The organism is Chloroherpetonaceae bacterium (genome assembly GCA_033763895.1).
Classification (GTDB): domain Bacteria; phylum Bacteroidota; class Chlorobiia; order Chlorobiales; family Thermochlorobacteraceae; genus JANRJQ01.
Genome location: JANRJQ010000010.1, coordinates 560,100 through 582,419, shown reverse-complemented (window position 1 = coordinate 582,419; position 22,320 = coordinate 560,100). Strand labels below are relative to the sequence as shown.

The window sequence follows — 22,320 nt, the reverse complement described above, 5'->3', positions numbered from 1 at the left end:
TTAAAAAGCGAAGGATTAAAGTTAGTTCAGCCTAAGGGAAGAAATGGAATAGAGTGTATTAAGTTCTCGTTAACCGATATTACGTGGCTCATTCACCAAAACCCGATGGTTTCGTGAAGCAAATATCTTTGCGATTTCCCCGCCTAAAATGAACAGAATACCCGAATAATAAACCCACAGCGCAAGCGCCACGATGACACTATATGAACCATAAATCTTCTCTGTTGAAGTAAATCTTGTCACGAGCCAATCAAACCCATATTTGGCAAGTTCCCACAAAGCACCGGAAATAAAAGCTCCTGCGAAAGCAGCTCTGATATCAACTTTTCCATTTGGTAAAAAACGATACGCTGAAAAAAACATTAAAATTGAAAACAGCATCGCCACTGTAACTGATATTCCTCTTCCAAATGCCGAAGAAAGAAAAGGGATAACGTCGCCGTTCATTTCAATCCAATACATCGAAATCGAAATTGCGCCGGTTATCAAAATGGATAGGATTAAGAATAAAAACTGAGCAAATACAACCAAGAAATCGATTGCCCTTGTTCTAAAAAAAGACCGTGTCTCCTTAAACTCAAATACAATTGAAAGTACCGTTCGCAAAGTTGAGGAAAGCGACATTGATGTCCACAAAAGCCCAAGAACCCCGAAAAGATTGATGTTTGGACGGTCATTAATTAATCTTGAAAGTAGTGAATCCAAGATTTCTTTTCCATTCGGCATAAACTTTGAAAGGTAAATGCTCAAGGCACTGACGGAAGTATGTGAGGATTCCAAAAAAACGGTAGTAAGAGAAAGTAGAATCAAAATGAATGGAAATCCACATAGAAAAATATCGAATGCAATCGCAGAGGCTAAGAGCAACGCATTATCTTGATCAAACTTTTGAAAAAGCGTTGTCAAGTAACTCCAAATTGTCTGAACATATTTTTGCAAAACAAGTCTCCTTAAATGCTTTTCCTCAAAGATCATTGACAATAAAATTTTTTTCTAAAGTATTGGAGGGAAATTCTATCATTGAAGATCTAACTTAAGATTTTCGAATGAGTGAGATTGCTTTTTTATAAAAAGGCAATTCAGTATGTAATTGATGCCAAGCCCTCATAAATATGAATAGGCTTAAGGCACGACCTATTGACGAAAGAATAAAAAGCCAATGATATCCTTCGATTGTAGCGAATGGTGTTGAAAGCGAGATTGCTTCAACAAATTCCGCAACGGCTCCACCAGCCGCGGAGGCAATAAAAAATCCAAGCCCGGCAGTGATGCCGCACCAAGCAAAATAATAGCTTCGCCCCTTAGCTGAACTTTCGGAAAATTGAACATCCATCATTGCAAGTTCAAATCCTGTAATTGAAATCGCATTGCTCAGCGCATCAATCCACACAAACCAACTTGCATCGGGTGTCGCAAAAATCCAATACAAGGGTTCAATGATTTTAATTGCAGCAGCAAGTTTCAATGCAGAAGCGGCACCAATTTTCGTAACAATTCTTCCCCACATCGGATTGAAGAGGATTCTCCCAACCGTCATAATCATAAAGTAAATCGATACCAGTGTAAAACTAAAGCCTAAAACATTGAGCATATAAACCGTAAAGAAAACCCCGCTGACACCAATAGAAAGATGCCAATAGAATAGATATTCAAGAATCGGCCGAAATCGCTTATCCCTGATTGGAATTAAGACATCGCTCTTGAAATTTTGATTTACAGATTTTTGAAAAGGAGGTTCATATTGATAGTAAAATAAAAATAGGGTGATTAGTCCACATAAGGCCGCAATACCAAGCATGAACAGGTATCCATAGGCTTCAAATTCTTTTCCTCCCCACCCCTTAAAACTATCAATCGTAAAGCCCATCAGAAAGGTCACGCTGAGGTTTACAACGGCCATCACCGATAGCCTGAATCCCAAATAAGTTGGACGAATTCTTGGCGGTACAAGATCCGAAAACCAAGACATCCAAGTCACCGCCAATAGATTATTTGAAAACTGTGAAATGAATACTGTAATCGCAAAGAGCGGGAGAATAATTTCAGGGTGACCGTAAAAAATGAGTGCCAATATTATAAAAGGAATCCAAATTTCTCGGTTGAATATGCCAAATAGAATACTCAAAAATTTTCTTCTTCCGACGCGTTCAACTATAAAAGCACCCAATAATTGAAATGCTCGCAATCCGTAAGGGAGTGCGCCAATGAAAGCAGTGAGCACATTCCCTGCAGAAAGAATTACGGCAAACTGAGTTAAAGCCGGGACATCAGTTAAAACAATAAAAGCGTTTGCAAATAGCCCTTCAAGGGTACAAATCCTGATTCCGCTTTTTCTTGTTTCATACTTCTCTCCCTTTTCCTTTTGAAATGATTCCATTGATTAGGCTTTCTTTCCTTTCACCCTATAAAAGACTTGCTTTGCTTCAACCCTAAAAAAATAAAGGATTAGTCCTGTGTAAATCGAAAAACTCACTGAATTGACAATCCACGAATTCATCAACAAACTCAAGTAACTTGAAAAAATAAATATGAACAACGCCGAAAAAAGTGAGAGCAAAATTTTCCCCCACTCAAAGTTATTCGGATAAATTTTTTGGGAAAAAAAGTACGCACCCACTGCCATTGCAAGCGAACCCGCTGTTGTTGCAAGAGCTGCTCCGGTCATTGCACCCCATTTGTTAGGTAAAGGAATCAATGCAAAACAAAGAATCGCTGTAACAGCTGCGCCAATAAGTGTGATTACAGGCAAGAACTCTGTTTTTTTTTCAATGAGCAAGCCAGCAAATAGAATGCTTGAAATCACATCAAAAACATAACTCAGGTAAAGTATGGGTAAAACCGAGAGCCCTATCCAAAATGCAGGGGGAAGTATATAAAACTTTCCAAAAAAATGAATTTGAATTACAAGAGGAACAAAAAAGGAGGCAAATAAAGTAAAGGTTGTAATAAATACAGTTGCGATGGTTAGAACTTTACTAAATAGCGCCTTTGCATCGGGCTCTGCGGCTTGTTGGAGATAAAAAGGTTGCCAAGCAAATCGAAACATTCTAACCAAAAGTTGCGCCAATACAGCAAGCGAATAGACCCTCCCGTAAATACCTACGAGCGCCTCTGGCGAAATCTGCTGTCCATAAATTTCTTGAATCGTTTCTTGCGGAATTCGAATCAAAATCAAGCGGTCAACAAAATCAATCAACATCATAGCGATACTATTCGGAACCAAGGGCAAACCGTACCGCATCATCTGACGGAACAAGTTTTTTGAAAATCGAAGTGGAACAAAAGCAGAAAATTTTATTGTATAGGAGCTCGCCAAACCAAGCGAAATTATTGATCCTGCAATATTTCCATAGAAAACTCCGCGTACACCCAAATCTTCAACAACGACAAGCCAAAGAGAAACTGCAATCGTAACAAGAACATTGACAAGTTTTATTGAACTAAAAATCCCCGCCTTACGCTCACTTCTTAGCCAAGCCAAAGGCAATGTTGACATCGTATCAATCAACAAAATCACCGCTGCAAATTGGACATAGCCTGATTCAGCACCGCTTAAACCAAGTACTTCTGCGATGCGTGAAGAAAAGATAAAAATGAAAACCGTAAAACAAAGGGATGATGAAAAAAGCCCAATAAAGGGTGTAGAAAAGATTGATTCGCCCCATTTTGGGTGGTTTTCATTTGATCCACTTAAAGATGGGGAAAAGACTTTATTAGTGACTACCGTGGTTTCTTTCGTCGATTCTTCTAACTGACGCTTTTCCAATACTTTTTTATCGGCCGCAAATTTTAAGTACGCCGATTCGAGACCGAAAGTATAGATAACCGAAGCGAAAGTAATTGAAGAATAAATTATCGATTGAATACCATTTTCTTCCAAGGTGAGCAAATTGGCGTAAAATGGAACAAGAAGATAATTCAACCCGCTTGCCAAAATGGTGCTTGCACCATAAATCGTTGTATCTTTTAAGAGAAGTTTCAGCTTAGCAAGCATTGAATCAGCGGGTGGATTTGAGAAACTTATTTTGAATTGAGAGCGTCGTTTTTCGCTTCTTCTTCGCTAAGCTCTTCTAAACGAACTTTGGCAACACCCTCTGCGACAGTTCCTAAAAGCTTTGCTGCACCAAGCGAGAGATCAATGATTCTACCCTTCTCGTTCGGCGGCATTCGGTCATTGACACGCACGACAATTGCTTTTCCGGTTTTTAGATAGGTAACCCGAAGCCAAGTTCCCATTGGTAAATTCGGATGCGCTGCAGAAATACCATTCATATCATAGATTTCACCATTCGTGGTTTTTCTGCCGTGAAATTCCTCCGCATAATAAGTCGCAAAACCCTCAGCGAGATAACCAGCAATTGCAGTTTCTCGAACCGCCGTATCGGCAGATATTTTGAGCGAAGGTTGGATAACCGCCGGCTTTGGTTCCAGTCTTTGATCTTGCTTCGATGAATCCCTAGCACTTTCAATTTGAGCAGTCGTTGTATTCGAAAGCGATTTTGGCTGTTGGATAGTTTCAGACTGATACCGCGTTACTGAGTTACAACTCGCCGCACTTTGAAGTATTATGAAACAGCCCCAAAAAAGGGAAATCGCGAGCTTTTTGTATAACATCCTAATGGTTTTGCCTCCCCGAAATGCGTTAGATTTTTTTTGATTCCTCCTGAATATGATAAATCGGCGCATCGCCCCATAACTTTTCCAAAGCATAAAAATGCCTTTTCTCCTTAACAAAAATGTGAATGATCACATTGAAATAATCCATTACAACCCAAGTTAATTCTTTGGCCTCGACATAGCTTGGGTAATCGCCTTCGTCTTTTAAGCCCTTTTCAATTTCTTCCGCAATGGCTTTAACTTGCCTATCGGAATCAGCCGTACAAAGAAGGAAGAAATCGGTTATTCCTGAAATTTTTCTGACATCAAGTAGAACAACATCCGTCGCCTTTTTCGAAAGAGCAAATTCGGCTGCTTTTCGAGCCAATTTCTCAGCTTCGGATAATGTAACTTTCTTGGATGATGAAAATTTTGTATCGCTTTTTTCTGTTTTCTTTTTTGTTATTGGTTTCTTTTTTGGCGTTTTGGTGAGCTTCGGCTTTTGAAGCGTTTTCAGTGATTCGCTTTTCTTTTTTTTAACCGATGTTTCCTTTAATGGTGTTTCTTTTTTTGTGCTCCTTTTTTTGGAGGTTGCTTTCAAGTTTTCTTCCGTACTTAAAGCACTTTTAGCGGAGATCGTTTTTTTGACTTTATTCGTCGTTTCTTTTTTTGGCAAGTGTTATTCGATTTAGAATTTTTCGATTTCTTTTTATTCTTTTTAATTTCATTTTCATTTTGAATCCTTTTTTTCAGTGATTCAGGAACATGCAAAGTTAGCAGAAAATTATCGTTTTCTTATTTTCTACTTTGATTCCTTTTGTTCTTTTATTTCGTTGTAGCAGGTCACTGCTTTCTAATTTTTTTTGTCGGATATCCGATTTTTCAATCGACTTTTTACTTTATACGATCATGACAAACCATTCGCTACTTTTCGTTGATGACGAACCGAACATCGTTCAATCGCTCTCTCTCCTCTTTGATGACTACAAAGTTTACACCGCTGGTAGTGGCTTAGAAGCATTAAATCTGTTCAAAAAAGGGGTTAAAATTGATGTTTTGATAAGTGACCAACGAATGCCCCAAATGACCGGTGTTGAATTGCTTCAGCAAGTCAAAGCAATTTCTCCCGGCACTGTCCGAATTTTGTTGACCGGGTATGCCGATCTTGATGCAGTCATCGAATCCGTAAATACCGGGGAGATTTTCAGATATGTCAATAAGCCTTGGATTAGTTCCAAACTTAAAGATACCGTCAAGCTTGCTTGCCAATTCGCAGATAAGGTTCAAAACTCGCCTCCCGCATCACCCAAACCGCCAAGATCTTTTGCATCTACAGCATCACTTGGCATTCTTTCGGCTATCGACGGAATTCCCTCGAGCGAGGCAAAACCACAAATCTTATTTGTAGATCCTAAACCATCATTTCTTGAAGCTTATCGCGAGCTATTGAAAGATAAGTACGAAGTTTATACAGCGCTCAACCCAAAAGAAGCTTTCGAAATTTTGCTAACCCACGGCATCCAAGTGTTGATTTCTGAAGTTGCCTTAGAAGGAATCAGCGGTGCCGAATTCTTAGCGGCCGTCAGTATCGAATATCCCGATATTGTATCCATTTTGTTAAGTGATAGCCGCGATGCCAATATTGCCATTCGGTTAATCAATGAAGCGCAAGTTTTTCGCTATCTCGTTAAACCCTTTAAGCGAGAGCTTCTTAAAACCACCATTGAACTCGCCATTTCGAGGCATCATGAAAGTGCCGAGAGACCTGAAGCAAATTCCAAAGTATTTCACAGAAGCTTTGTGAATCTGAACTCCGGTGAAGCCAAAAATATTGAAGATGCGCTAAACAAAGCTCGTCAAATTTCAAAACTTTCAACCACCTATTAACTCTTTTGTGAGCACAGCATCAACTTCTTTTTCAAGCGCTAAGGCGAATTTTAGGGTGATCTCTAGAGTTCGCCTTTTTCATAAATCTGCCGGGAAAACCGGATTTTGGTTAATCTTACTTTGTTTCGTGTTATTCAACAGCACCACAATTTCATTGGCACAGTCTGGTAAAAGTAGCCCTGTAAGTATTGGTGCTTCAACGCCTTCTGAAACGAAAGTACCTCAATCTTCGAACCCGATACTTACAATTCCTCAAGATAGTATCACATCACTTGGGATTTGGATTCCTTCACCGGTTCTTCCCGGAATCGCTTCGATGCCACTTTACGGAGACCGATCTAAATCTGGATTTTTTGTTTTAAGAGTGAAATATCCAAACGGATTAACCTTATTGCCACATTCACACCCCAATGTGATTAGTACGATGGTTTTATCCGGTATGCTTTGTATTGGTGAGGGAGAAAAATGGGATGACAAAAAGCTAAAAAAGATTTTACCCGGGCAAACTTATACTTTTGAACCCGGGGCGCCTCACTTTGAATTCTTTGTAGGTGAAACTGTCCTTCAAATCCACGGCATCGGGCCAATGCTAACAAGATTTCTTGATTCAACCTCAAAACCTCTCTTTTTACCCGTTAAACCTTGAAGAAAATATTCCCCATTTTACAATTGGACCCAAACAAATTATCCCTTTTTTCTTTTGGTTTATCAATCTGCACAGTAAACTATGAATCGAAAGAAAATATCAATCAAAAAATTCAATTATTTCTTGCATAAATGGCTGAATAGCCGTACTTTTGTGACCTTTTTTGGGTATCTAATCTTAGGAAGTTTTGCGGCTGAGGTGGGAGTCGGTCGTTGAGAATTCTAAGTTTAGGGCTGCTTGAGATCCCGAGTCTTGCGCAAATACTGAATGTGAAAATAAGCCGTCCATTCCGGAATCGCCTGTTAGATATAAGAATCCAATTTATTTATCTCAAATCGATCGATGAAAAAGAAAGACAACATCAGTTTTAAAACATACTCGGCAAAGCCGAACGAAGTGGAACGCAAGTGGTTGCTTGTTGATGCTGAAGGGCAAACCTTAGGTCGGCTTTCAACAAGAGTTGCTACACTTTTAAGAGGTAAACACAAGCCTGAATTTACGCCTCATATTGATACCGGCGATTTTGTGGTTGTGATCAACGCTTCAAAGGTAAAGCTTACGGGTGCTAAAGAAGAAAACAAAGTTTACTTCCACAATACGCTTTATCCGGGTGGCGGTCGCTACGAAAAGTTTGCGGATGTATTTAATAAGAAGCCAGAACGCGTCATAGAAGATGCCGTTTGGGGAATGCTACCTAAGAATAACTTGGGTCGAAAAATTTATGGGAAGCTTAAAGTATATGCGAATGCTGATCATCCGCATACAGCACAAAGCCCGGCTCCCGTTACACTCGGATAATTCAAAACACTAAACTTATTTCGATTCAATGTCTGAAACACTTGTCTCAACCGGAAGAAGAAAAACAGCCGTGGCGCGTGCTTTTCTTAAGCCGGGTACCGGAAAAATCGTGATCAATGACCGTACGCTTGAAGTTTATTTTCCAAGCGAATTGCACCGTCAGGATGTGATGCGTCCTTTTGTTGCAGTTGATGGTGTTGGGAAATACGATCTTTATGTGACAGTTAAAGGTGGCGGCGTCAATGGTCAAGTTGGTGCAGTTCGCCTTGCAATTGCACGGACCCTTGTTGAAATGGATGAAACATTTCGTCCAGCACTGCGCAAAGACGAGCTTTTGACGCGTGACCCGAGAATGGTTGAGCGTAAGAAGTACGGCCGACGCAAAGCTCGACGCCGTTTCCAATTCTCGAAGCGTTAATTTTTTTTCAATACACATACATCACCGGCTTGCGGTTTGTAAGCCAATCGGTTCGGAAGTGTTGCTAAGCAATCCCGAACCGAGGTGGTGTAGCGGTTAAACTAAACACATCAAACAATGCCAAAACTTGTAATTGAAGAGCTCCTTAAAGCAGGTGCTCACTTCGGGCACTTGACCCGCCGGTGGAATCCAAAGATGAAGCCATACATCTTTATGGAAAAAAATGGGATTCATATTCTTGATCTCAAAAAGACAGTCACAATGGCAGAAGACGCATTCAATGCGCTCGAAAACATCGCCTCTACCGGCAAAGAGATTCTCTTTGTAGGCACAAAAAAACAAGCCAAATCAATCATTCGTGAGCAAGCCGAGCGTGCCTCGATGCCTTACGTAACCGAGCGTTGGTTAGGCGGAATGCTGACCAATTTTTCCACCATTCGACAAAGCGTTCGCCGATTAAATTCAATTGAACGAATGGAAAACGACGGCACCTTTGATATTATTACCAAAAAGGAACGGTTAATGCTTTCCCGTGAAAAGGAAAAGCTCGTTAAGGTTCTTGGCGGGGTTTCGCACATGACACGCCTTCCTGCAGCTCTCTTTTTGGTTGATATTCGCAAGGAGCATATTGCCGTTGCAGAAGCAACCAATTTAGGTATTCCCACCTTTGCAGTAGTTGATACGAATTGCGACCCTGATACTGTTACGCATATTATTCCGGGAAATGATGACTCCATTCGTTCAATTGAACTCATCATCGGAGCAGCAGCGGATGTTATTATTGCTGCCAGAACGGCAAACGATAAGCAGCAAGAGATGGATGTTGCCGCTTCAGGAAAAAATTAGTTTTTATCCATACGATAAACATTACTTGAACCGTGAGCAACTCACGGTTCTTTTTTGAATCGCATTTTTAACCTACAACTCATTTTGAAAATGGCAGAAATAACTGCAAAACTCGTTAAAGAACTTCGTGATAAGACAGGAGCCGGAATGGGCGACTGTAAAAAGGCTTTGGAAGCGAATAATGGTGATATGGAAACTGCTGTTCAATGGCTTCGTGAACGAGGAGCTGTAGCAGCAGCCAAGCGCGCAGATCGTGAAGCGAAGGAAGGCGCCATTGCCGCCGCGTTCAACAACGAAAAAACAGAAGCTCTTTTATTGGAATTAAACTGCGAAACCGATTTTGTAGCCCGAGCCGATGACTTCTTAAAGCTATTGAACCATACCGCGACTTTAGCGTTAGCTCACAAATGCAATTCGCTCGAAGATGTTCTCAATCTTAACCTTGGTGCATCATACGACAATATTACCGCTTCAAAAGCAGTTGAGACCCTCGTAGGAAAAATCGGGGAGAAGATTGAATTTGGTCGATATGCTTACATTAAATCCACCGATGGGGTTGTTGTTACCTATATTCACCCCGGTGCAAAGCTTGCTTCTATGGCCTCTTTAAGCGGAGCTTCAAATGAAAAAACACTTCAACTTTGCAAAGATATTGCGATGCAAGTTGCCGCCAATGCACCGATTTCGATTGATCGTACAGGCGTGACAGAAGAGATGCTTGAGAAAGAAAAAGAAGTTTTCAAGCAACAAGCACTCCGCGAAGGAAAACCTGAAAAAATGATGGATAAAATCATTGCAGGCCGAATTGAAAAGTTTTATCAAGATGTTGTTCTTTTAGAACAACAATTCTTCAAGGATAATACCAAGGCAATTTCAGATTTACTTAAGGAAGCTTCTGATTCCGTTGGTAAAGTAGAAGTAAAGTCCTTCGTTCGATTCCAGCTCGGTGATCGTTAATTGTAAAAGGTCTTGCAAGTCAAGACCTTTTTTTTTGACCAATTTTGAAAGCAATTCATGAGCGCACTCAAGTATAAACGCATGCTTCTTAAGCTAAGCGGAGAATCTTTAATGGGCAGTCAAGGCTACGGCATTGATATCCAAACCTTAAATAAATTTGCTCTAGAAATCAAGGAAATCCACGAATTAGGCGTTGAGGTTGCGTTGGTTATTGGGGGGGGAAATATTTTTCGAGGGGTTTCAAAAGCGGCAGAAACAATGGATCGCGTTCAAGCCGACCATATGGGAATGTTAGCGACAGTCATTAATTCTCTTGCAATGCAAGATGCCCTTGAGCGAATTGAAGTATTCACAAGGCTATTAACCGCAATTAAGATGGAACAAATCGCCGAGCCCTACATTCGCCGCCGTGCAATCCGGCATCTAGAAAAAGGGAGAATTGTCATCTTTGGTGCAGGGACAGGAAACCCCTATTTCACCACCGATACCGCAGCTGCGCTTAGAGCAATTGAAATAGAAGCGAGTGTTATTGTAAAAGGCACTCGTGTGAATGGGATTTATGACTCAGACCCTGAGAAAAATCCGGCAGCAACTTTATTTCCAAATATTTCTTATCTCGATGTTCTAAAAAAGAATCTCAGAGTGATGGATTTAACCGCTATCACTTTATGTCAGGAAAATGTTCTTCCCATTGTTGTGATGAATATGAATACGCCCGGAAATCTTAAGCGGCTTGCGATTGGTGAGGAAATCGGCTCGGTGGTTCAATAATTACTGAAAATTATAAAAGTAAATCAATAATCCGGCACCTGAAACAAACATCAGTTCACCGATGATCATCGTAGCAATTGCCTTGAGTTTGGGAGCCCACATTTCCCATTCTCCCGCTTTGCGATAATTAATAAATCCATAGATTGAAATTACGCTGCCAAAGAGAATGAGAAGTATTGAAATCGAAAGAGTTGACATTGGAACGAAATTTACTTTATTACGCTATTTGTAAGATAATGAATTCTCATATTTTGAATTTGATAGCCTTGCAAAAATTCGTTGCAAATCGTTCTATCTCTTCGGATGATAATTTGTTTGAGAAGTTCAGAAATTTCTATTTTTTATTTGGGTTTATTCTCATCCTTTTCGCTCCGAACCTTTTTATTAAAGTTTTAAGCGCTCAAGCACTTCCCGGCTCACCTTCCCCGATTCAAGGAAATTCGGTTGCACAGCCAAGTCCCACGAATTATCAACTGAATATGCTTCAAAACAGTGCTTATTCATCACTCACTCAATCATTTGCGCCTGAAACCTATATCGTAGGCCCCGGCGATGTGCTTTTCATTAGTATATTTTCACAAACGTATTCTTCATTTCAAGTTGCAATAACACCTGAAGGGAAACTGATTTTACCAAGGCTTGCCGAAATTGTAGTGAAGCGGCTTACCATCCCTGAGGTTCGTGATTCAGTGCATCGCACACTCTTAAAGACTTATCGAAAAGCAGAGATTTCCGTTTCACTTGTTACTATGAGGACTTTTGAAATTGATGTTTTAGGAGAAGTTTCTTTGCCCTCAAAAATTCGGGTAAGCGCTGCAGACCGTGTTTCTGATGCCATTACTCGAAGCCCTGCTTTGCTGGATAAAGCGTCTCTCCGTCAAGTGAAACTTCGCCGTAGCAATCCCGATACGATTCACAAACTTGACATTTTCCGATTTTATAGACTTACAGATAATCGCGATAACATGTATTTGCGCGAAGGTGATGTGCTTCTTGTTGAGCGGCGTGTTGAAGATGTAATTTCAGTTTTAGGAGATGTGAAATATCCGGATCGATACGAATTTGTACCGGGTGATTCCCTTTTTACCTTGCTAAGATTAGCCGGTGGCGTTTTGGAATCTACCGCGAACTTAGATAGCGTTGAGATTATCCGTTTCAATTCTGATAGAAGAACCACGCGATCACTTTTTGTTTCAATTCGGGGTTGGAATATTGAACAAAATCTCCCGCTTGAAAGAAATGACATTGTTATCGTTCGGCGCTTGCCCTTGTTATTTCCAGAGCAAACCATCGAGATAAAAGGTTATGCATTTGTACCGGGGACATATCGGATTGAAAAAGGAAAAACCACTCTCAAAGAAGCGCTCCAACTCGCAGGTGGTATCCGACCTGACGGCTCATTGGAAGAGGCCTCACTTTATCGGCCTAAAGTGATGAGAGGTGATGTTGAAATTTCATCACTTGGCGAAAAAGCAGATTTGGAAAATGAAGAGGTGCAATACCTTGCCGCAAGAAAGCGCGAGCCTAAAGGTAAAATGACCGTAAATTTCAAGAAGCTCTTCCAAGATAATGACACCACACAAAACATTTTAATTGAACCCGGAGACATCATTGAAATTCCGTACTACAAACCATATGTCAATGTTATTGGAAGAGTATTATATCCCGGTAATATCCCTTTTCACTCAGGTAAAACTATCGATGACTACATTAAAGCTGCTGGTGGATATGGAAAGCGCGCGCTCAAAGACGAAGTTTTGGTTCTCAAACCCAATACGGGAGATTTGCTAGAGGGAGATGCTGTTGGGGAAATAGAACCTTCAGATATTATCCTTGTTCAGGAAAAAATGAAATCAACATTTTGGAAAGATTTTGTGACCATTTTTTTTCAAATAAGTGGAATTATTGGGGCAATTGCCACGACATACTTTGTTATTCAAAATGTTCGTTAAATTACCGCTCTTTTTTTACCCTCTTGGGGAGATTTCCAGTTTTAATGGGCTTTTTTGCATCGAATCAACTTAACAATGACACATAAAAGACTTAATGCCCTTGTGGGCCTCTTTGTATTTTTGGTTTCGGAGATTATCTATCTCCTTACAATGGCACCTACTTTTTCATTTTGGGATTGCGGCGAGTTTACGGCTGTTGCTTATACGATGGGAATTCCTCACCCTCCCGGAACCCCAATCTTTACAATGGTTGGTAGGATTTTCACCTTAATTCCGTTTGGTGATATTGGCGCGCGCGTCAATTTGGTTTCAACCCTTTGCAGTTCGATTGCGGCGATGTTCTGCTCCCTTATTACAATTCAATTTATTGAACTCTATCGCGTTCGGAAGGCTGATGAGTGGAGCCTTTCAGAAAAAATTTCTGCTTATAGCGCCGGTATTATTTCCGGTTTTGCTTTGGCTTTTAGTGATAGCTTTTGGTTTAATGCTGTTGAATCGGAAGTTTATGGCTTTTCTATGATACTTAATACTGCCGTTGTTTGGTTGATTTTGAAGTGGAATGAAGTCGCTGATGAAAGTGGTAACGAAAAGTGGTTGATTCTCATTGCCTATACATTTGGGTTAGCGATTGGCGTTCACCTTCAATCTATTCTTGCTTTCTTTTCTTTGGCCATTATTTATTATAACCGCCGATATACGTTTTCATTGCAGAGCTTTATTGTATTAATGGTGGTTTCTTCAGGAATTTTTTTATTGATGTATCCGGGTGTTGTGAAAGGAATCCCTGCTTTAATGCGTGATACAACCCCTTGGGTTGGTGTTCTCATTTTATTGGGACTTGTGTATGCAATTTATTACACACATGTTAATAAAATGCGGATGTGGAATACCGCTGCAATCGGGATGTTTTTCATAGTCATTGCTTACACAAGCTTTACAACAGTTTACATTCGGTCAAATCACAAAACCCCAATTAATGAAAACTCTCCAAACACAATGGAGAAGCTGTATTCTTATCTCAATCGTGAGCAGTACGGTGATTTGCCCTTGCTCAACCGTCGCTGGTCACAAGACCCGGATCATCAACAAAATTATGAGAAGTATACTAGCGATTGGGATTTCTTTGTCAAGTATCAAATAGGACACATGTGGGGTCGGTATTTCCTTTGGAATTTTGCAGGGAGAGCCGGTGATGTTCAAGATGATGGGGCAGACTTTAAGAAACTTTTCGGAATCCCGCTAATCATAGGTCTTTTTGGGATGATTTTTCATTTCAGAAAGCAGTGGAATATGGCACTTGCCATAACCGCTCTCTTTTTACTTACCGGCGTATTTATAAGTATTTATACAAACCCTGCGGAGCCTCAACCTCGTGAACGAGACTATGTATTTGTCGGTAGTTTTTTTGCTTTTGCAATTTGGATTGGAATAGGGATTGATGCGCTTTTCGAAACTATTCGCGAATCCATTGAAGACGAAACAAAGTTAAAGTTTGGAGCGATTGGTATCGCCGCTTTCGGATTACTTTTCATTAATGCCCGAATGCTGCAAGTCAATTATCACATGCATGATCGAAGTGGGAACTATGTGCCCTATGATTATGCCTATAACCTTCTCAACAGTTGCGAACCCAACGGCGTGCTCTTTACCAACGGCGATAATGATACATTTCCTTTATGGTATATGCAGGAAGTTGCGGGTGTTCGTCAGGATGTACGAGTCGTTAATCTCAGTTTAGCCAATACAGATTGGTACATACTTCAACTTAAAAATGAATCTCCTAGAGAAGCTCAGCCAGTGAAATTTTCTCTAAGCGATGCCGCCATTAAGCGATTAAATTATGAAGAATGGCCGGCTCGTGAAGTTGTCATGCCGGTTCCCGAGGGCATCAAAGAACAATATCAAATGCGAGACAGACTTCGCTTAACTGAAGGTGGTCTTCAACCGGAAACGATAGTCGATACGATTCGTTGGCGCTTTAACCCGACTCTTGATGCTGGCGGGGGAAGAGGGTTCATCCGCGCACAAGACCGTGTGGTTTATGAAACGATTTACAATAACCTTTGGGAGCGGCCGGTGTACTTTGCGATTACCGTTTCAGAATCCAATCGCATTGGCATTGATAAATATTTGCGGATGGATGGTTTTGCCTATAAAGTTGTGCCGATTGCGAGCGATGAAGGTGGGTACGGGAAAATTGACCGTCAAATTATGTATCATAAGTTGATGTATGAATTCAAATACCGCAACCTCAATAACCCTTCCGTGTATTTGGATGAAAACAGCCGTAGGTTGGTTTCAAACTATAAAAATGTCTTTTTAAGATTAGCTGCTGATTTAATTGAACATGAAAATGAATCAACCTCGGTGAAAGATTCGACAGGGCAATTGAATACCATTTCAAATAAAGCGCTCGCGCTAAATGTGCTTGATAAAGCAGAAGAAATTTTACCGACAGAGCTCTATGATATGGATTTCCGATTAATGCAAAGTATGATTTCAATGTACATTCGTTCCGGTGGAATGGATCGCGCAAAAGCAATGCTTCCGAAACTTGAAGATAAAGTTCAAAAGCAATCCGATGAAAATCCTGCCGATGTTTTGCCAAATTATTATTTGGCTCAAACCTATCGGCAAATAGGTGATTATAAGAACGCCTACCGATTGTTTGAAAGTGTGAGGAAACTGTATCCCCAAGACCCTCAGCTCAAAAAGGAATCCGATGAAGTTGCCGCACTTGCTGGAATCGCTGTTGATTCGGCAAAGTAATCTTGAATTGGCAAAGGAAAATTGAATGGACAACTTAAAGACTCAAATCCATCCGACTGCCATCGTAGGGCACAATGTTCAACTCGGTAAAGGGGTAAGAATTGGTCCATATGCTATTTTAGAAGATGATGTGACGATTGGTGAAGGCACGGAGATTTACCCGCATGCTTTGATTTATAATGGCGCCAGAATTGGAAAGAATTGCAAGATTTTTCCGGGTGCGGTGATCGCAATTCGTCCGCAGGATTTGAAATATGCCGAAGAAAGAACCTTTGTAGAAATTGGAGATTACACCACCATTCGGGAGTACGCTACAGTTCATCGTGCAACAGGAGAAAACGGCGTTACCAAAATTGGAGGTCATTGCCTTATAATGGCCTATGTTCATGTCGCGCATGATGTTCGAATCGGAAATCATGTGATTATATCAAACACAACTCAAATTGCCGGACATTGTGAAATTGAAGATCATGCGACCATTGGAGGGGTTTGCGGGATTCATCAATTTACACGGATAGGCAAACACACAATGCTTGCGAGTTCCTCTCGTGTGGTTTATGATGTCCCGCCCTATGTGATGGCAGGCCGGGAGCCATTTCGATATGAGGGATTAAATCTAGTTGGCTTAAAGCGCCGGGGCTTTTCAGCAGAGGCAATTCGTACGATTCGGGATATTTACCGTTTGGTTTTTCAATCCGGATTTTTGATCAAAAACGCGATCGAAAAAATCGAACATGAATTCCCTCAATCCGATGAACGAGAAGAAATTTTAGGATTTCTTCACAAACTTGGGAAACGGAAATTACTTCGCTCCCCTCACCGTGCCGGTGGAAGTGAATAAGTGATTAAAAAAAATTTGAATTTGAAATTCTGCATGAAGACTTTCTTTGGGATAAGCGCCAAGGGTTGAATCAAGGAGTATAATATGAAGTTTGGAATCGGAGTCGATTTTGGCGGTACTTATATTAAGTTCGCTGCTGTTTCAACTGTTGGCGAAATCTTGCTGACCCATCATCTCCCTACAGATGCAAATGCAGAGCGATGCCTTGAGCAAATTGCTATCGGGTGCTCTGAGTTAATCAAAAAAGTAATCCAAGCAAACCCATCCGCTGATTTTAGCGGCATTGGCATTGGCATTCCGGGACCGGTCAATCTAGACGGACTTTCCTCGATTCACAGCGATAAAATTAAAGGTTGGCAGCATTTAAATGTTGAAGTGGTTTTGAGAGATAAACTGACCACCTTGGGCTCCGCTACAATGATTGGCAATAGCTTCAAAATTCTATCTGAAAATGATGCCAATGCCGCGGCTTTGGGTGAAGCATTCTTTGGTGCCGGAAAAAATCTTCATCATTTTGTGATGATCACGCTGGGCACCGGTGTTGGTGGTGGAATCATTTGGAATCGAAAAGTATTTCGTGGTGCCAACGGTGCAGCCGGTGAATTAGGTCATATCACAATTGATTACACAAGCCCAACACTTTACGCTGGGATTCGGGGTTCAATAGAAGGAAAAATTGGTCAGAAACAAATTTCAGAATTCGCTAAAACGCTTCTCTCCCGATACCCTCATTCGAAAATTTTAGAACTCTCAGAAGGAAATCTTGACCGGCTTGAGCCAAAAATTCTCACAGAAGCCGCCCGCTTTGATGATCCATTAGCTCTTGAGGTTTGGACTTATGTTGGCACCATTTTAGGGACGGGTCTTGCGAACATTCTTTCAGTTTTAGACATCCGAAAATTTATTATCGGTGGTGGGGTTTCTGGTGCTGGTGAATTCATTTTTGAACCCGCTCGAAAAGCCATTCTTTCCTACACGCTCAAAGAAATGCACGACGATATCGAAATCCTCCCCGCCGCTCTTGGCAACCAAGCAGGCGTCCTCGGCTCGGCTGCATTAACATTTTAAGCTTTTCTCAATAAAAATTTGACGGTTCTTCAAATTTTAATAAATTGAACGGCGTTTAATTTTTATTTGATTATGGGAAGCCAAGAAAGAAGAAATCGAGAGCGAGAAGCGGTTCGTCAGCTGATTCTTGATGCAGCAATGAAACTGTGGATAGAAAAGGGATTCGAATCGGTTACGATACGGCACATTGCCGACCTTGTCGAATACACCCCGGGCGCTATTTATTCTTATTTCAAAGACAAAGAAGAAATCTTTTACACTTTACACCTGAAAGTATTTGAAGATTTTTATGAAGTCCTACAAAATGCCGCACTCTTTGGCAGTCCGATTGAGCGATTGCAAAAAATTGGCGAGGCTTATCTCTCTTTTGCCTTTGAAAATCCCGAACGATATGATTTAATGTTTATTTCAGCAGCTTCTGGAAAAAAAATTTCAGAAAGCAAAGGTTGGCACGTGGGTGAGAAATCGTTTGAATTGCTACACGCCACAGTAAAATTGGCAATGGATGAAGGTTACATCCCCACCGGCGATCCAAAAGCTGCAAGCATGATGCTGTGGACAAATGTTCACGGAATTGCTTCCCTTCTTTTGCGAGACCGTTACATCGGAACCTTTGAAGAAACCAAAACCGCGATGCACGATGGGATGACCTATATGATTCGGTCTCTTGCCGAAAAATCAACTTCCAATCACAACCGTTCGTAACGCGTTTTCTACCGTCTATCCGAAATTTGAACCGTTTATTCAAAACAAAACATCCAAATTAGATTACACTCGTACATTTGATGGACTTCACTTTACACTATAATTAAACATCGTTCAATTTTCTTACAAGACTTAAAAAAACTTCAAATTAAGATTAGAAATGACTTACAAACAGATTTTACTTGGGTTTCTTTTACTCACCATAGGATTGGGTCAATCTTTAATTGCCCAAGAAAGCGATGCCCTTTGCGGGGTTTGGTTGACCGCAAAAAAGAACGCCAAAATAGAAATCAAAAAAGTTGCCGATGGAACTTTCGAAGGAACGGTTATTTGGGGGGTTCCTGCACCGGGCGAAGACACATTGGACACGAAAAACCCTGACCCATCTCTTCGCTCTCGTCCACGCTTAGGGCTTACCATTTTAAGAGGTTTCAAATATGACGAAGACAATGAATGGCGAGGTGGAAAAATTTATGACCCACAAGACGGAAATGACTACAAATGCATCTTAACCCTTGAAAAAGAAAATGTGCTGAATGTCCGTGGTTATATCGGCATATCACTTTTTGGACGAAGCGAAAAATGGACGCGAGTGATTTCTACCGAAAAAAATTAAATCTTCAATACGATGAACTACAGCAATAAAGAAAAAAACCGTTTTATAAATCGTTATGGTAAATGGGCATTGGTCACCGGCGCATCTTCGGGAATCGGAGAATCAATTTCAAAACACTTAGCTGCGCTTGGTTTTAATCTTCTCTTGGTGGCAAGAAACAATGATAAACTAAAGTTACTTGCTTATCACTTCGCAGTTGATTTCAAAGTCCAAGCTATTCCATTTCAAGCTGACTTAACCAAAGAAGCGGACTTGGAAGCACTCAAGTATAAAATCGAAAAAATTGAACAGGATAATAGTGCCATAACTGGAACCTCCGATGAATTTGGACTTGCCGTTCTCAACGCAGGATTTGGTACTTCCGGTGAATTCCGAAATGCCTCATTAAATGATGAACGCGAAATGCTTGCTTTGAATTGCAATGCAACGCTAACACTTGCCCATTATTTTTCCCATCGTTTTAGCATGAAAAGAAGAGGGGGTATCATTTTGCTGGGCTCTCTTGTTGGGTTTCAAGGCGTTCCTTTTGCGGCTCATTATGCCGCAACCAAAGCTTATATCCAGTCTCTTGGTGAGGCATTAGCCTTAGAATTGAAGCCTTTTCATGTTGATGTACTCGTTGCCGCACCGGGACCGGTCAAGACCGGTTTCGGACCTCGTGCAAAAATGACGATGACAAACGCGCTCGAAGCCGAGAGTGTCGCCACTTCCATTTTGAAATCTCTTGGAAAAGCAAGCACGGTTCATCCCGGGTGGCTATCCAAGGTGTTAATGCTTGGTTTAAGTAGCGTACCAAGATGGGGGAAAATCCGAATCATGAAAGCCGTAATGGGCGAAATGACAAAAGAAACCAGAACATCTACACATAAATAAATGGAGTGATTATGAACCGAATTCGTCACCGGAATAAAAACTTGATTTCCTTCATCGCAATTGTGTCGGCCACACTATTTGCGAATCATTTATTTGCCCAAAAGCTTGAAGACTATCTTAAAGAGGGCCTGTCGCAAAATCTCTCATTCAGACAACAGCAGCTTTTAGCTGAGAAATCCTCATTTGCATCTAAAGAAGCAGGCGGAGCGTTCCTTCCTTCAATATCCTTAAACGCTCGTGCAACCGAGCTTTATGGGAATGTTATCAATTTAGGTGCATTTATTAATCCCGCTTATGCTGCGTTAAATCAAGTCACTTCCTCAAATGCATTTCCAACCGATTTGGATATTCGATTACCGTTACAACGTGAAACCACTGTTCAAATCAGACAGCCAATTTTTCAACCGAAAGTTCTTTTCAATTACCAAATCAAAGAGCGGCTTCGCGAAAGTGCCGAAGCTGATACTGAAGCAAAAGCGCGCGACTTAATTCTTTCCATCAAAATTGCCTATTACAGTTATGCAAAATCAAATCAATTGATCAACCTTTACCAAAAAACACTTCCACTTTTAGAAGAAAACCTTCGGGTCAGTCAGAGCTTAGTAAAAAATGAAAAAGTCACAGCAGATGCGGAATATCGCGCTCTTGCCGAGCTTGCAGACTTTAGGCAAAAAAAAGCGGAAGCAGAACGCTTGAATACCTCGGCAAAGGAGTATTTCAATTTTCTTTTGAATCGGGAGTTGCATGCCACCATCTTAATCAATTCCGACGAATCGCTCGAGCTCCAAGAAGTTGATACTGCGTTCGCTGCGCTTGATTACGCCATACAATTGTCATCTAAACGAGAGGAATTCACCGTGATTTCAAAAGGCATTCAAGCCTCTGAAAAAGTTGAATCAATTTACCGCTCAGATTTTCTACCAACTTTATCGCTTGGGATTGATTATGGATTTCAAGGGAATCGGTATGATTTCAATTTTAATCAAGATTTTGCCACCATTTCTTTGGTGATGCAATGGAACATCTTTAATGGTTTTCAAGATCAAGCAAAAACTGAACAAGCCGTAATCGAAACCAATCGACTTCGGCTCAAAGAAGCAGAATTAAAACGACAAATTGAACTGCAAGTTCGCACCCTCTTTGAGGAAGTACAATTAGCTCAAAGTTTAATATCTGTCTCAGATGCACGAAAGAAAGCGAGCGACGCCTCTTTTCAAATTCTTGCTAAAAAATACGCCCAAGGTCAAGCGTCACTTGTCGAATATCTTGATTCACAAACATCGATGACGAATGCTGCCATCAATGCCATTATTACCCGCTACGACGCGGTAATCAAAGATGCAGAACTGGAACGGGCGACCGCATCATTTCCTTTGACTCTGTTTCTCAAAAAATAAATTTTCGTGTCTGTTACCAATGATTAAAAATAAAATTCAACCTATGAATCGTATTAGAAAAGAACCGTTGCGGCTTCTCTTACAGCTTGAAAAGCCGCTCTTTGTAAACACTTCGGCTTACAAGACATTAACATTTTTTTGTATCGCTGTGCTTTCACTTATCATTTTTGCAAATGGATGTAAAAACACCGTAAGAAATGAAGAAGCACAAAAGCCGATTCAAGTTACAACAGCGCCCGTCGAGCGTTTACAGATTGCTGAACCGATTAAATGCACCGGTTTGGTAATGGCAAAGGAGGAATCGAGACTCTCATTTAAGATTGGGGGGATTGTCGAAAAGATTTTTGTTCGTGAAGGAATGACGGTGCAAAAAGGGCAACTTCTCGCGACACTGAATTTATCCGAAATCAATGCTGAGGTAATTAAAGCTAAAAATGGATTGGAAAAAGCCGAACGTGATTTGACTAGGGTAAAGAATTTATATGCCGATAAGGTGGCAACACTTGAGCAATTACAAGACGCAACAACCGGATTTGAGGTAGCAAAATCGAATTATACCATTGCCTCCTTTAACCAACAATTTGCCTCTATTAAGGCACCGACTTCCGGGAAAGTTCTCAAAAAGTATTCAGAAGAAAATGAATTGGTCAATGCCGGTATGCCTATCCTTCAATTATCAAATTACTCGCAAGGGTATGTGGTTAAGGTTGGGCTTTCAGGCGTAGAAGCCGTTCGTGTTCGCGTTGGAGACCGCGCTGAAGTCACTTTGGAAGGGTATCCCGATTTAATAAGTAAAGCCGTCATTAGTCAAATTTCAGGCACTGCATCGCAAGGCACAGGAACCTTCGAGACAGAATTACGGCTTTTGACCTCACCTGAACGCGTGCTTTCCGGCCTTGTCGCAAAGGTAACCATCTATCCAACGCCGCAAAAAACATATGCCCTCATTCCAATCGAAGCTTTTCTTGAAGGAGATGGTAAAAGTGGCTTTGTATTTTCCAAGGACTCAAACTCATTAAAGGCAAAAAAAATACAAGTTCAATTTGCGTTTATTCATCATGAAAAGCTGGCCATTATCAATTTTCCGGAGTCTGTTTCGGAAGTCATTACAGAGGGCGCACCATATCTAAAGGATGGCGCAGAAATCGCACAGACCCAATAAACCTACCAAATAAAATAC

23 protein-coding genes are annotated in these 22,320 nt (G+C 40.9%); 17 read left to right on the top strand and 6 right to left on the bottom strand.

Annotated features, from left to right (window positions below; all coding sequences use genetic code 11):
- Positions 1 to 69: 69 nt before the first annotated feature.
- The 5 genes from SFU91_10555 to rsfS are packed head-to-tail and all read right to left on the bottom strand — an operon-like array spanning position 70 to position 5,272.
- Positions 70 to 975, bottom strand: coding sequence for a YihY/virulence factor BrkB family protein (locus SFU91_10555; GenBank protein MDX2129464.1), 906 nt, complete (start codon positions 973 to 975; stop codon positions 70 to 72).
- A gap of 58 nt (positions 976 to 1,033) precedes the next feature.
- On the bottom strand, positions 1,034 to 2,377 hold the full coding sequence (locus SFU91_10550; GenBank protein ID MDX2129463.1) for an MFS transporter: 1,344 nt from the start codon (positions 2,375 to 2,377) through the stop codon (positions 1,034 to 1,036).
- A 3-nt stretch (positions 2,378 to 2,380) separates the two neighbouring features.
- Positions 2,381 to 3,994 carry an oligosaccharide flippase family protein gene (locus tag SFU91_10545; GenBank protein ID MDX2129462.1) on the bottom strand — a complete coding sequence of 538 codons (1,614 nt, stop codon included), beginning with the start codon at positions 3,992 to 3,994 and terminating at the stop codon, positions 2,381 to 2,383.
- A 26-nt stretch (positions 3,995 to 4,020) separates the two neighbouring features.
- On the bottom strand, positions 4,021 to 4,614 hold the full coding sequence (locus SFU91_10540) for a septal ring lytic transglycosylase RlpA family protein (protein MDX2129461.1): 594 nt from the start codon (positions 4,612 to 4,614) through the stop codon (positions 4,021 to 4,023).
- A gap of 28 nt (positions 4,615 to 4,642) precedes the next feature.
- Positions 4,643 to 5,272, bottom strand: a complete 630-nt coding sequence (rsfS, locus tag SFU91_10535; GenBank protein MDX2129460.1) for a ribosome silencing factor — start codon at positions 5,270 to 5,272, stop codon at positions 4,643 to 4,645.
- 233 nt (positions 5,273 to 5,505) lie between these two features.
- On the opposite strand from rsfS, the gene SFU91_10530 reads away from it, so the two are divergent.
- The 8 genes from SFU91_10530 to pyrH all read left to right on the top strand — a co-directional run bounded on the left by SFU91_10530 (position 5,506) and on the right by pyrH (position 10,919).
- Entirely contained in the window at positions 5,506 to 6,483 is a 978-nt protein-coding gene (locus tag SFU91_10530; protein MDX2129459.1) for a response regulator, read from the top strand.
- A gap of 7 nt (positions 6,484 to 6,490) precedes the next feature.
- Positions 6,491 to 7,129: a cupin domain-containing protein gene (locus SFU91_10525; protein MDX2129458.1), complete on the top strand. Its 639-nt coding sequence runs from the start codon at positions 6,491 to 6,493 to the stop codon at positions 7,127 to 7,129.
- A gap of 81 nt (positions 7,130 to 7,210) precedes the next feature.
- Positions 7,211 to 7,345, top strand: a complete 135-nt coding sequence (locus SFU91_10520; GenBank protein MDX2129457.1) for a hypothetical protein — start codon at positions 7,211 to 7,213, stop codon at positions 7,343 to 7,345.
- Positions 7,346 to 7,471: 126 nt separating this feature from the next.
- On the top strand, positions 7,472 to 7,927 hold the full coding sequence (gene rplM, locus SFU91_10515) for a 50S ribosomal protein L13 (GenBank protein MDX2129456.1): 456 nt from the start codon (positions 7,472 to 7,474) through the stop codon (positions 7,925 to 7,927).
- A gap of 28 nt (positions 7,928 to 7,955) precedes the next feature.
- Entirely contained in the window at positions 7,956 to 8,345 is a 390-nt protein-coding gene (rpsI, locus tag SFU91_10510; GenBank protein MDX2129455.1) for a 30S ribosomal protein S9, read from the top strand.
- A 117-nt stretch (positions 8,346 to 8,462) separates the two neighbouring features.
- Positions 8,463 to 9,191 (top strand): 30S ribosomal protein S2, encoded by a 729-nt coding sequence (gene rpsB, locus SFU91_10505; GenBank protein MDX2129454.1) that lies wholly within the window; start codon positions 8,463 to 8,465, stop codon positions 9,189 to 9,191.
- A 90-nt stretch (positions 9,192 to 9,281) separates the two neighbouring features.
- Positions 9,282 to 10,148, top strand: coding sequence for a translation elongation factor Ts (tsf, locus tag SFU91_10500; protein ID MDX2129453.1), 867 nt, complete (start codon positions 9,282 to 9,284; stop codon positions 10,146 to 10,148).
- 57 nt (positions 10,149 to 10,205) lie between these two features.
- Positions 10,206 to 10,919, top strand: a complete 714-nt coding sequence (pyrH, locus tag SFU91_10495) for a UMP kinase (GenBank protein MDX2129452.1) — start codon at positions 10,206 to 10,208, stop codon at positions 10,917 to 10,919.
- On the opposite strand, the gene SFU91_10490 is transcribed toward pyrH, so the two are convergent.
- Positions 10,920 to 11,117, bottom strand: coding sequence for a hypothetical protein (locus SFU91_10490; protein ID MDX2129451.1), 198 nt, complete (start codon positions 11,115 to 11,117; stop codon positions 10,920 to 10,922).
- A 38-nt stretch (positions 11,118 to 11,155) separates the two neighbouring features.
- On the opposite strand from SFU91_10490, the gene SFU91_10485 reads away from it, so the two are divergent.
- The 9 genes from SFU91_10485 (at position 11,156) to SFU91_10445 (ending at position 22,302) form a co-directional block, all read left to right on the top strand.
- A complete protein-coding gene (locus tag SFU91_10485) occupies positions 11,156 to 12,871 on the top strand; it encodes an SLBB domain-containing protein (GenBank protein ID MDX2129450.1) in 1,716 nt (571 codons plus the stop codon).
- A gap of 75 nt (positions 12,872 to 12,946) precedes the next feature.
- A complete protein-coding gene (locus tag SFU91_10480) occupies positions 12,947 to 15,640 on the top strand; it encodes a DUF2723 domain-containing protein (protein MDX2129449.1) in 2,694 nt (897 codons plus the stop codon).
- A 25-nt stretch (positions 15,641 to 15,665) separates the two neighbouring features.
- Entirely contained in the window at positions 15,666 to 16,481 is an 816-nt protein-coding gene (gene lpxA, locus SFU91_10475; protein MDX2129448.1) for an acyl-ACP--UDP-N-acetylglucosamine O-acyltransferase, read from the top strand.
- 84 nt (positions 16,482 to 16,565) lie between these two features.
- The gene (locus SFU91_10470) at positions 16,566 to 17,549 is read left to right on the top strand and encodes an ROK family protein (GenBank protein MDX2129447.1); all 984 of its coding nucleotides are present in this window, start codon (positions 16,566 to 16,568) and stop codon (positions 17,547 to 17,549) included.
- A 72-nt stretch (positions 17,550 to 17,621) separates the two neighbouring features.
- Positions 17,622 to 18,254, top strand: a complete 633-nt coding sequence (locus SFU91_10465; GenBank protein ID MDX2129446.1) for a TetR/AcrR family transcriptional regulator — start codon at positions 17,622 to 17,624, stop codon at positions 18,252 to 18,254.
- A gap of 160 nt (positions 18,255 to 18,414) precedes the next feature.
- A complete protein-coding gene (locus tag SFU91_10460) occupies positions 18,415 to 18,870 on the top strand; it encodes a DUF2147 domain-containing protein (protein ID MDX2129445.1) in 456 nt (151 codons plus the stop codon).
- Positions 18,871 to 18,882: 12 nt separating this feature from the next.
- A complete protein-coding gene (locus SFU91_10455; GenBank protein MDX2129444.1) occupies positions 18,883 to 19,743 on the top strand; it encodes an SDR family NAD(P)-dependent oxidoreductase in 861 nt (286 codons plus the stop codon).
- 11 nt (positions 19,744 to 19,754) lie between these two features.
- Positions 19,755 to 21,140 (top strand): TolC family protein, encoded by a 1,386-nt coding sequence (locus tag SFU91_10450; protein ID MDX2129443.1) that lies wholly within the window; start codon positions 19,755 to 19,757, stop codon positions 21,138 to 21,140.
- Between the two features lie 43 nt (positions 21,141 to 21,183).
- Entirely contained in the window at positions 21,184 to 22,302 is a 1,119-nt protein-coding gene (locus SFU91_10445) for an efflux RND transporter periplasmic adaptor subunit (GenBank protein ID MDX2129442.1), read from the top strand.
- The last annotated feature ends 18 nt before the right edge of the window (positions 22,303 to 22,320 follow it).

What these genes read in the sequence shown, in the direction of transcription:
- lpxA (MDX2129448.1), top strand. Translation starts at nt 15,666, where the DNA reads ATGGACAACTTAAAGACTCAAATCCATCCGACTGCCATCGTAGGGCAC.
- SFU91_10455 (MDX2129444.1), top strand. Translation starts at nt 18,883, where the DNA reads ATGAACTACAGCAATAAAGAAAAAAACCGTTTTATAAATCGTTATGGT.
- SFU91_10545 (MDX2129462.1), bottom strand. Translation starts at nt 3,994, where the DNA reads ATGCTTGCTAAGCTGAAACTTCTCTTAAAAGATACAACGATTTATGGT.
- SFU91_10540 (MDX2129461.1), bottom strand. Translation starts at nt 4,614, where the DNA reads ATGTTATACAAAAAGCTCGCGATTTCCCTTTTTTGGGGCTGTTTCATA.
- pyrH (MDX2129452.1), top strand. Translation starts at nt 10,206, where the DNA reads ATGAGCGCACTCAAGTATAAACGCATGCTTCTTAAGCTAAGCGGAGAA.
- SFU91_10485 (MDX2129450.1), top strand. Translation starts at nt 11,156, where the DNA reads ATGAATTCTCATATTTTGAATTTGATAGCCTTGCAAAAATTCGTTGCA.
- SFU91_10450 (MDX2129443.1), top strand. Translation starts at nt 19,755, where the DNA reads ATGAACCGAATTCGTCACCGGAATAAAAACTTGATTTCCTTCATCGCA.
- SFU91_10460 (MDX2129445.1), top strand. Translation starts at nt 18,415, where the DNA reads ATGACTTACAAACAGATTTTACTTGGGTTTCTTTTACTCACCATAGGA.
- rpsB (MDX2129454.1), top strand. Translation starts at nt 8,463, where the DNA reads ATGCCAAAACTTGTAATTGAAGAGCTCCTTAAAGCAGGTGCTCACTTC.
- SFU91_10490 (MDX2129451.1), bottom strand. Translation starts at nt 11,117, where the DNA reads ATGTCAACTCTTTCGATTTCAATACTTCTCATTCTCTTTGGCAGCGTA.
- SFU91_10530 (MDX2129459.1), top strand. Translation starts at nt 5,506, where the DNA reads ATGACAAACCATTCGCTACTTTTCGTTGATGACGAACCGAACATCGTT.
- SFU91_10445 (MDX2129442.1), top strand. Translation starts at nt 21,184, where the DNA reads ATGAATCGTATTAGAAAAGAACCGTTGCGGCTTCTCTTACAGCTTGAA.
- SFU91_10555 (MDX2129464.1), bottom strand. Translation starts at nt 975, where the DNA reads ATGATCTTTGAGGAAAAGCATTTAAGGAGACTTGTTTTGCAAAAATAT.
- SFU91_10520 (MDX2129457.1), top strand. Translation starts at nt 7,211, where the DNA reads ATGAATCGAAAGAAAATATCAATCAAAAAATTCAATTATTTCTTGCAT.
- rpsI (MDX2129455.1), top strand. Translation starts at nt 7,956, where the DNA reads ATGTCTGAAACACTTGTCTCAACCGGAAGAAGAAAAACAGCCGTGGCG.
- SFU91_10470 (MDX2129447.1), top strand. Translation starts at nt 16,566, where the DNA reads ATGAAGTTTGGAATCGGAGTCGATTTTGGCGGTACTTATATTAAGTTC.
- SFU91_10480 (MDX2129449.1), top strand. Translation starts at nt 12,947, where the DNA reads ATGACACATAAAAGACTTAATGCCCTTGTGGGCCTCTTTGTATTTTTG.
- SFU91_10465 (MDX2129446.1), top strand. Translation starts at nt 17,622, where the DNA reads ATGGGAAGCCAAGAAAGAAGAAATCGAGAGCGAGAAGCGGTTCGTCAG.
- SFU91_10550 (MDX2129463.1), bottom strand. Translation starts at nt 2,377, where the DNA reads ATGGAATCATTTCAAAAGGAAAAGGGAGAGAAGTATGAAACAAGAAAA.
- tsf (MDX2129453.1), top strand. Translation starts at nt 9,282, where the DNA reads ATGGCAGAAATAACTGCAAAACTCGTTAAAGAACTTCGTGATAAGACA.
- rplM (MDX2129456.1), top strand. Translation starts at nt 7,472, where the DNA reads ATGAAAAAGAAAGACAACATCAGTTTTAAAACATACTCGGCAAAGCCG.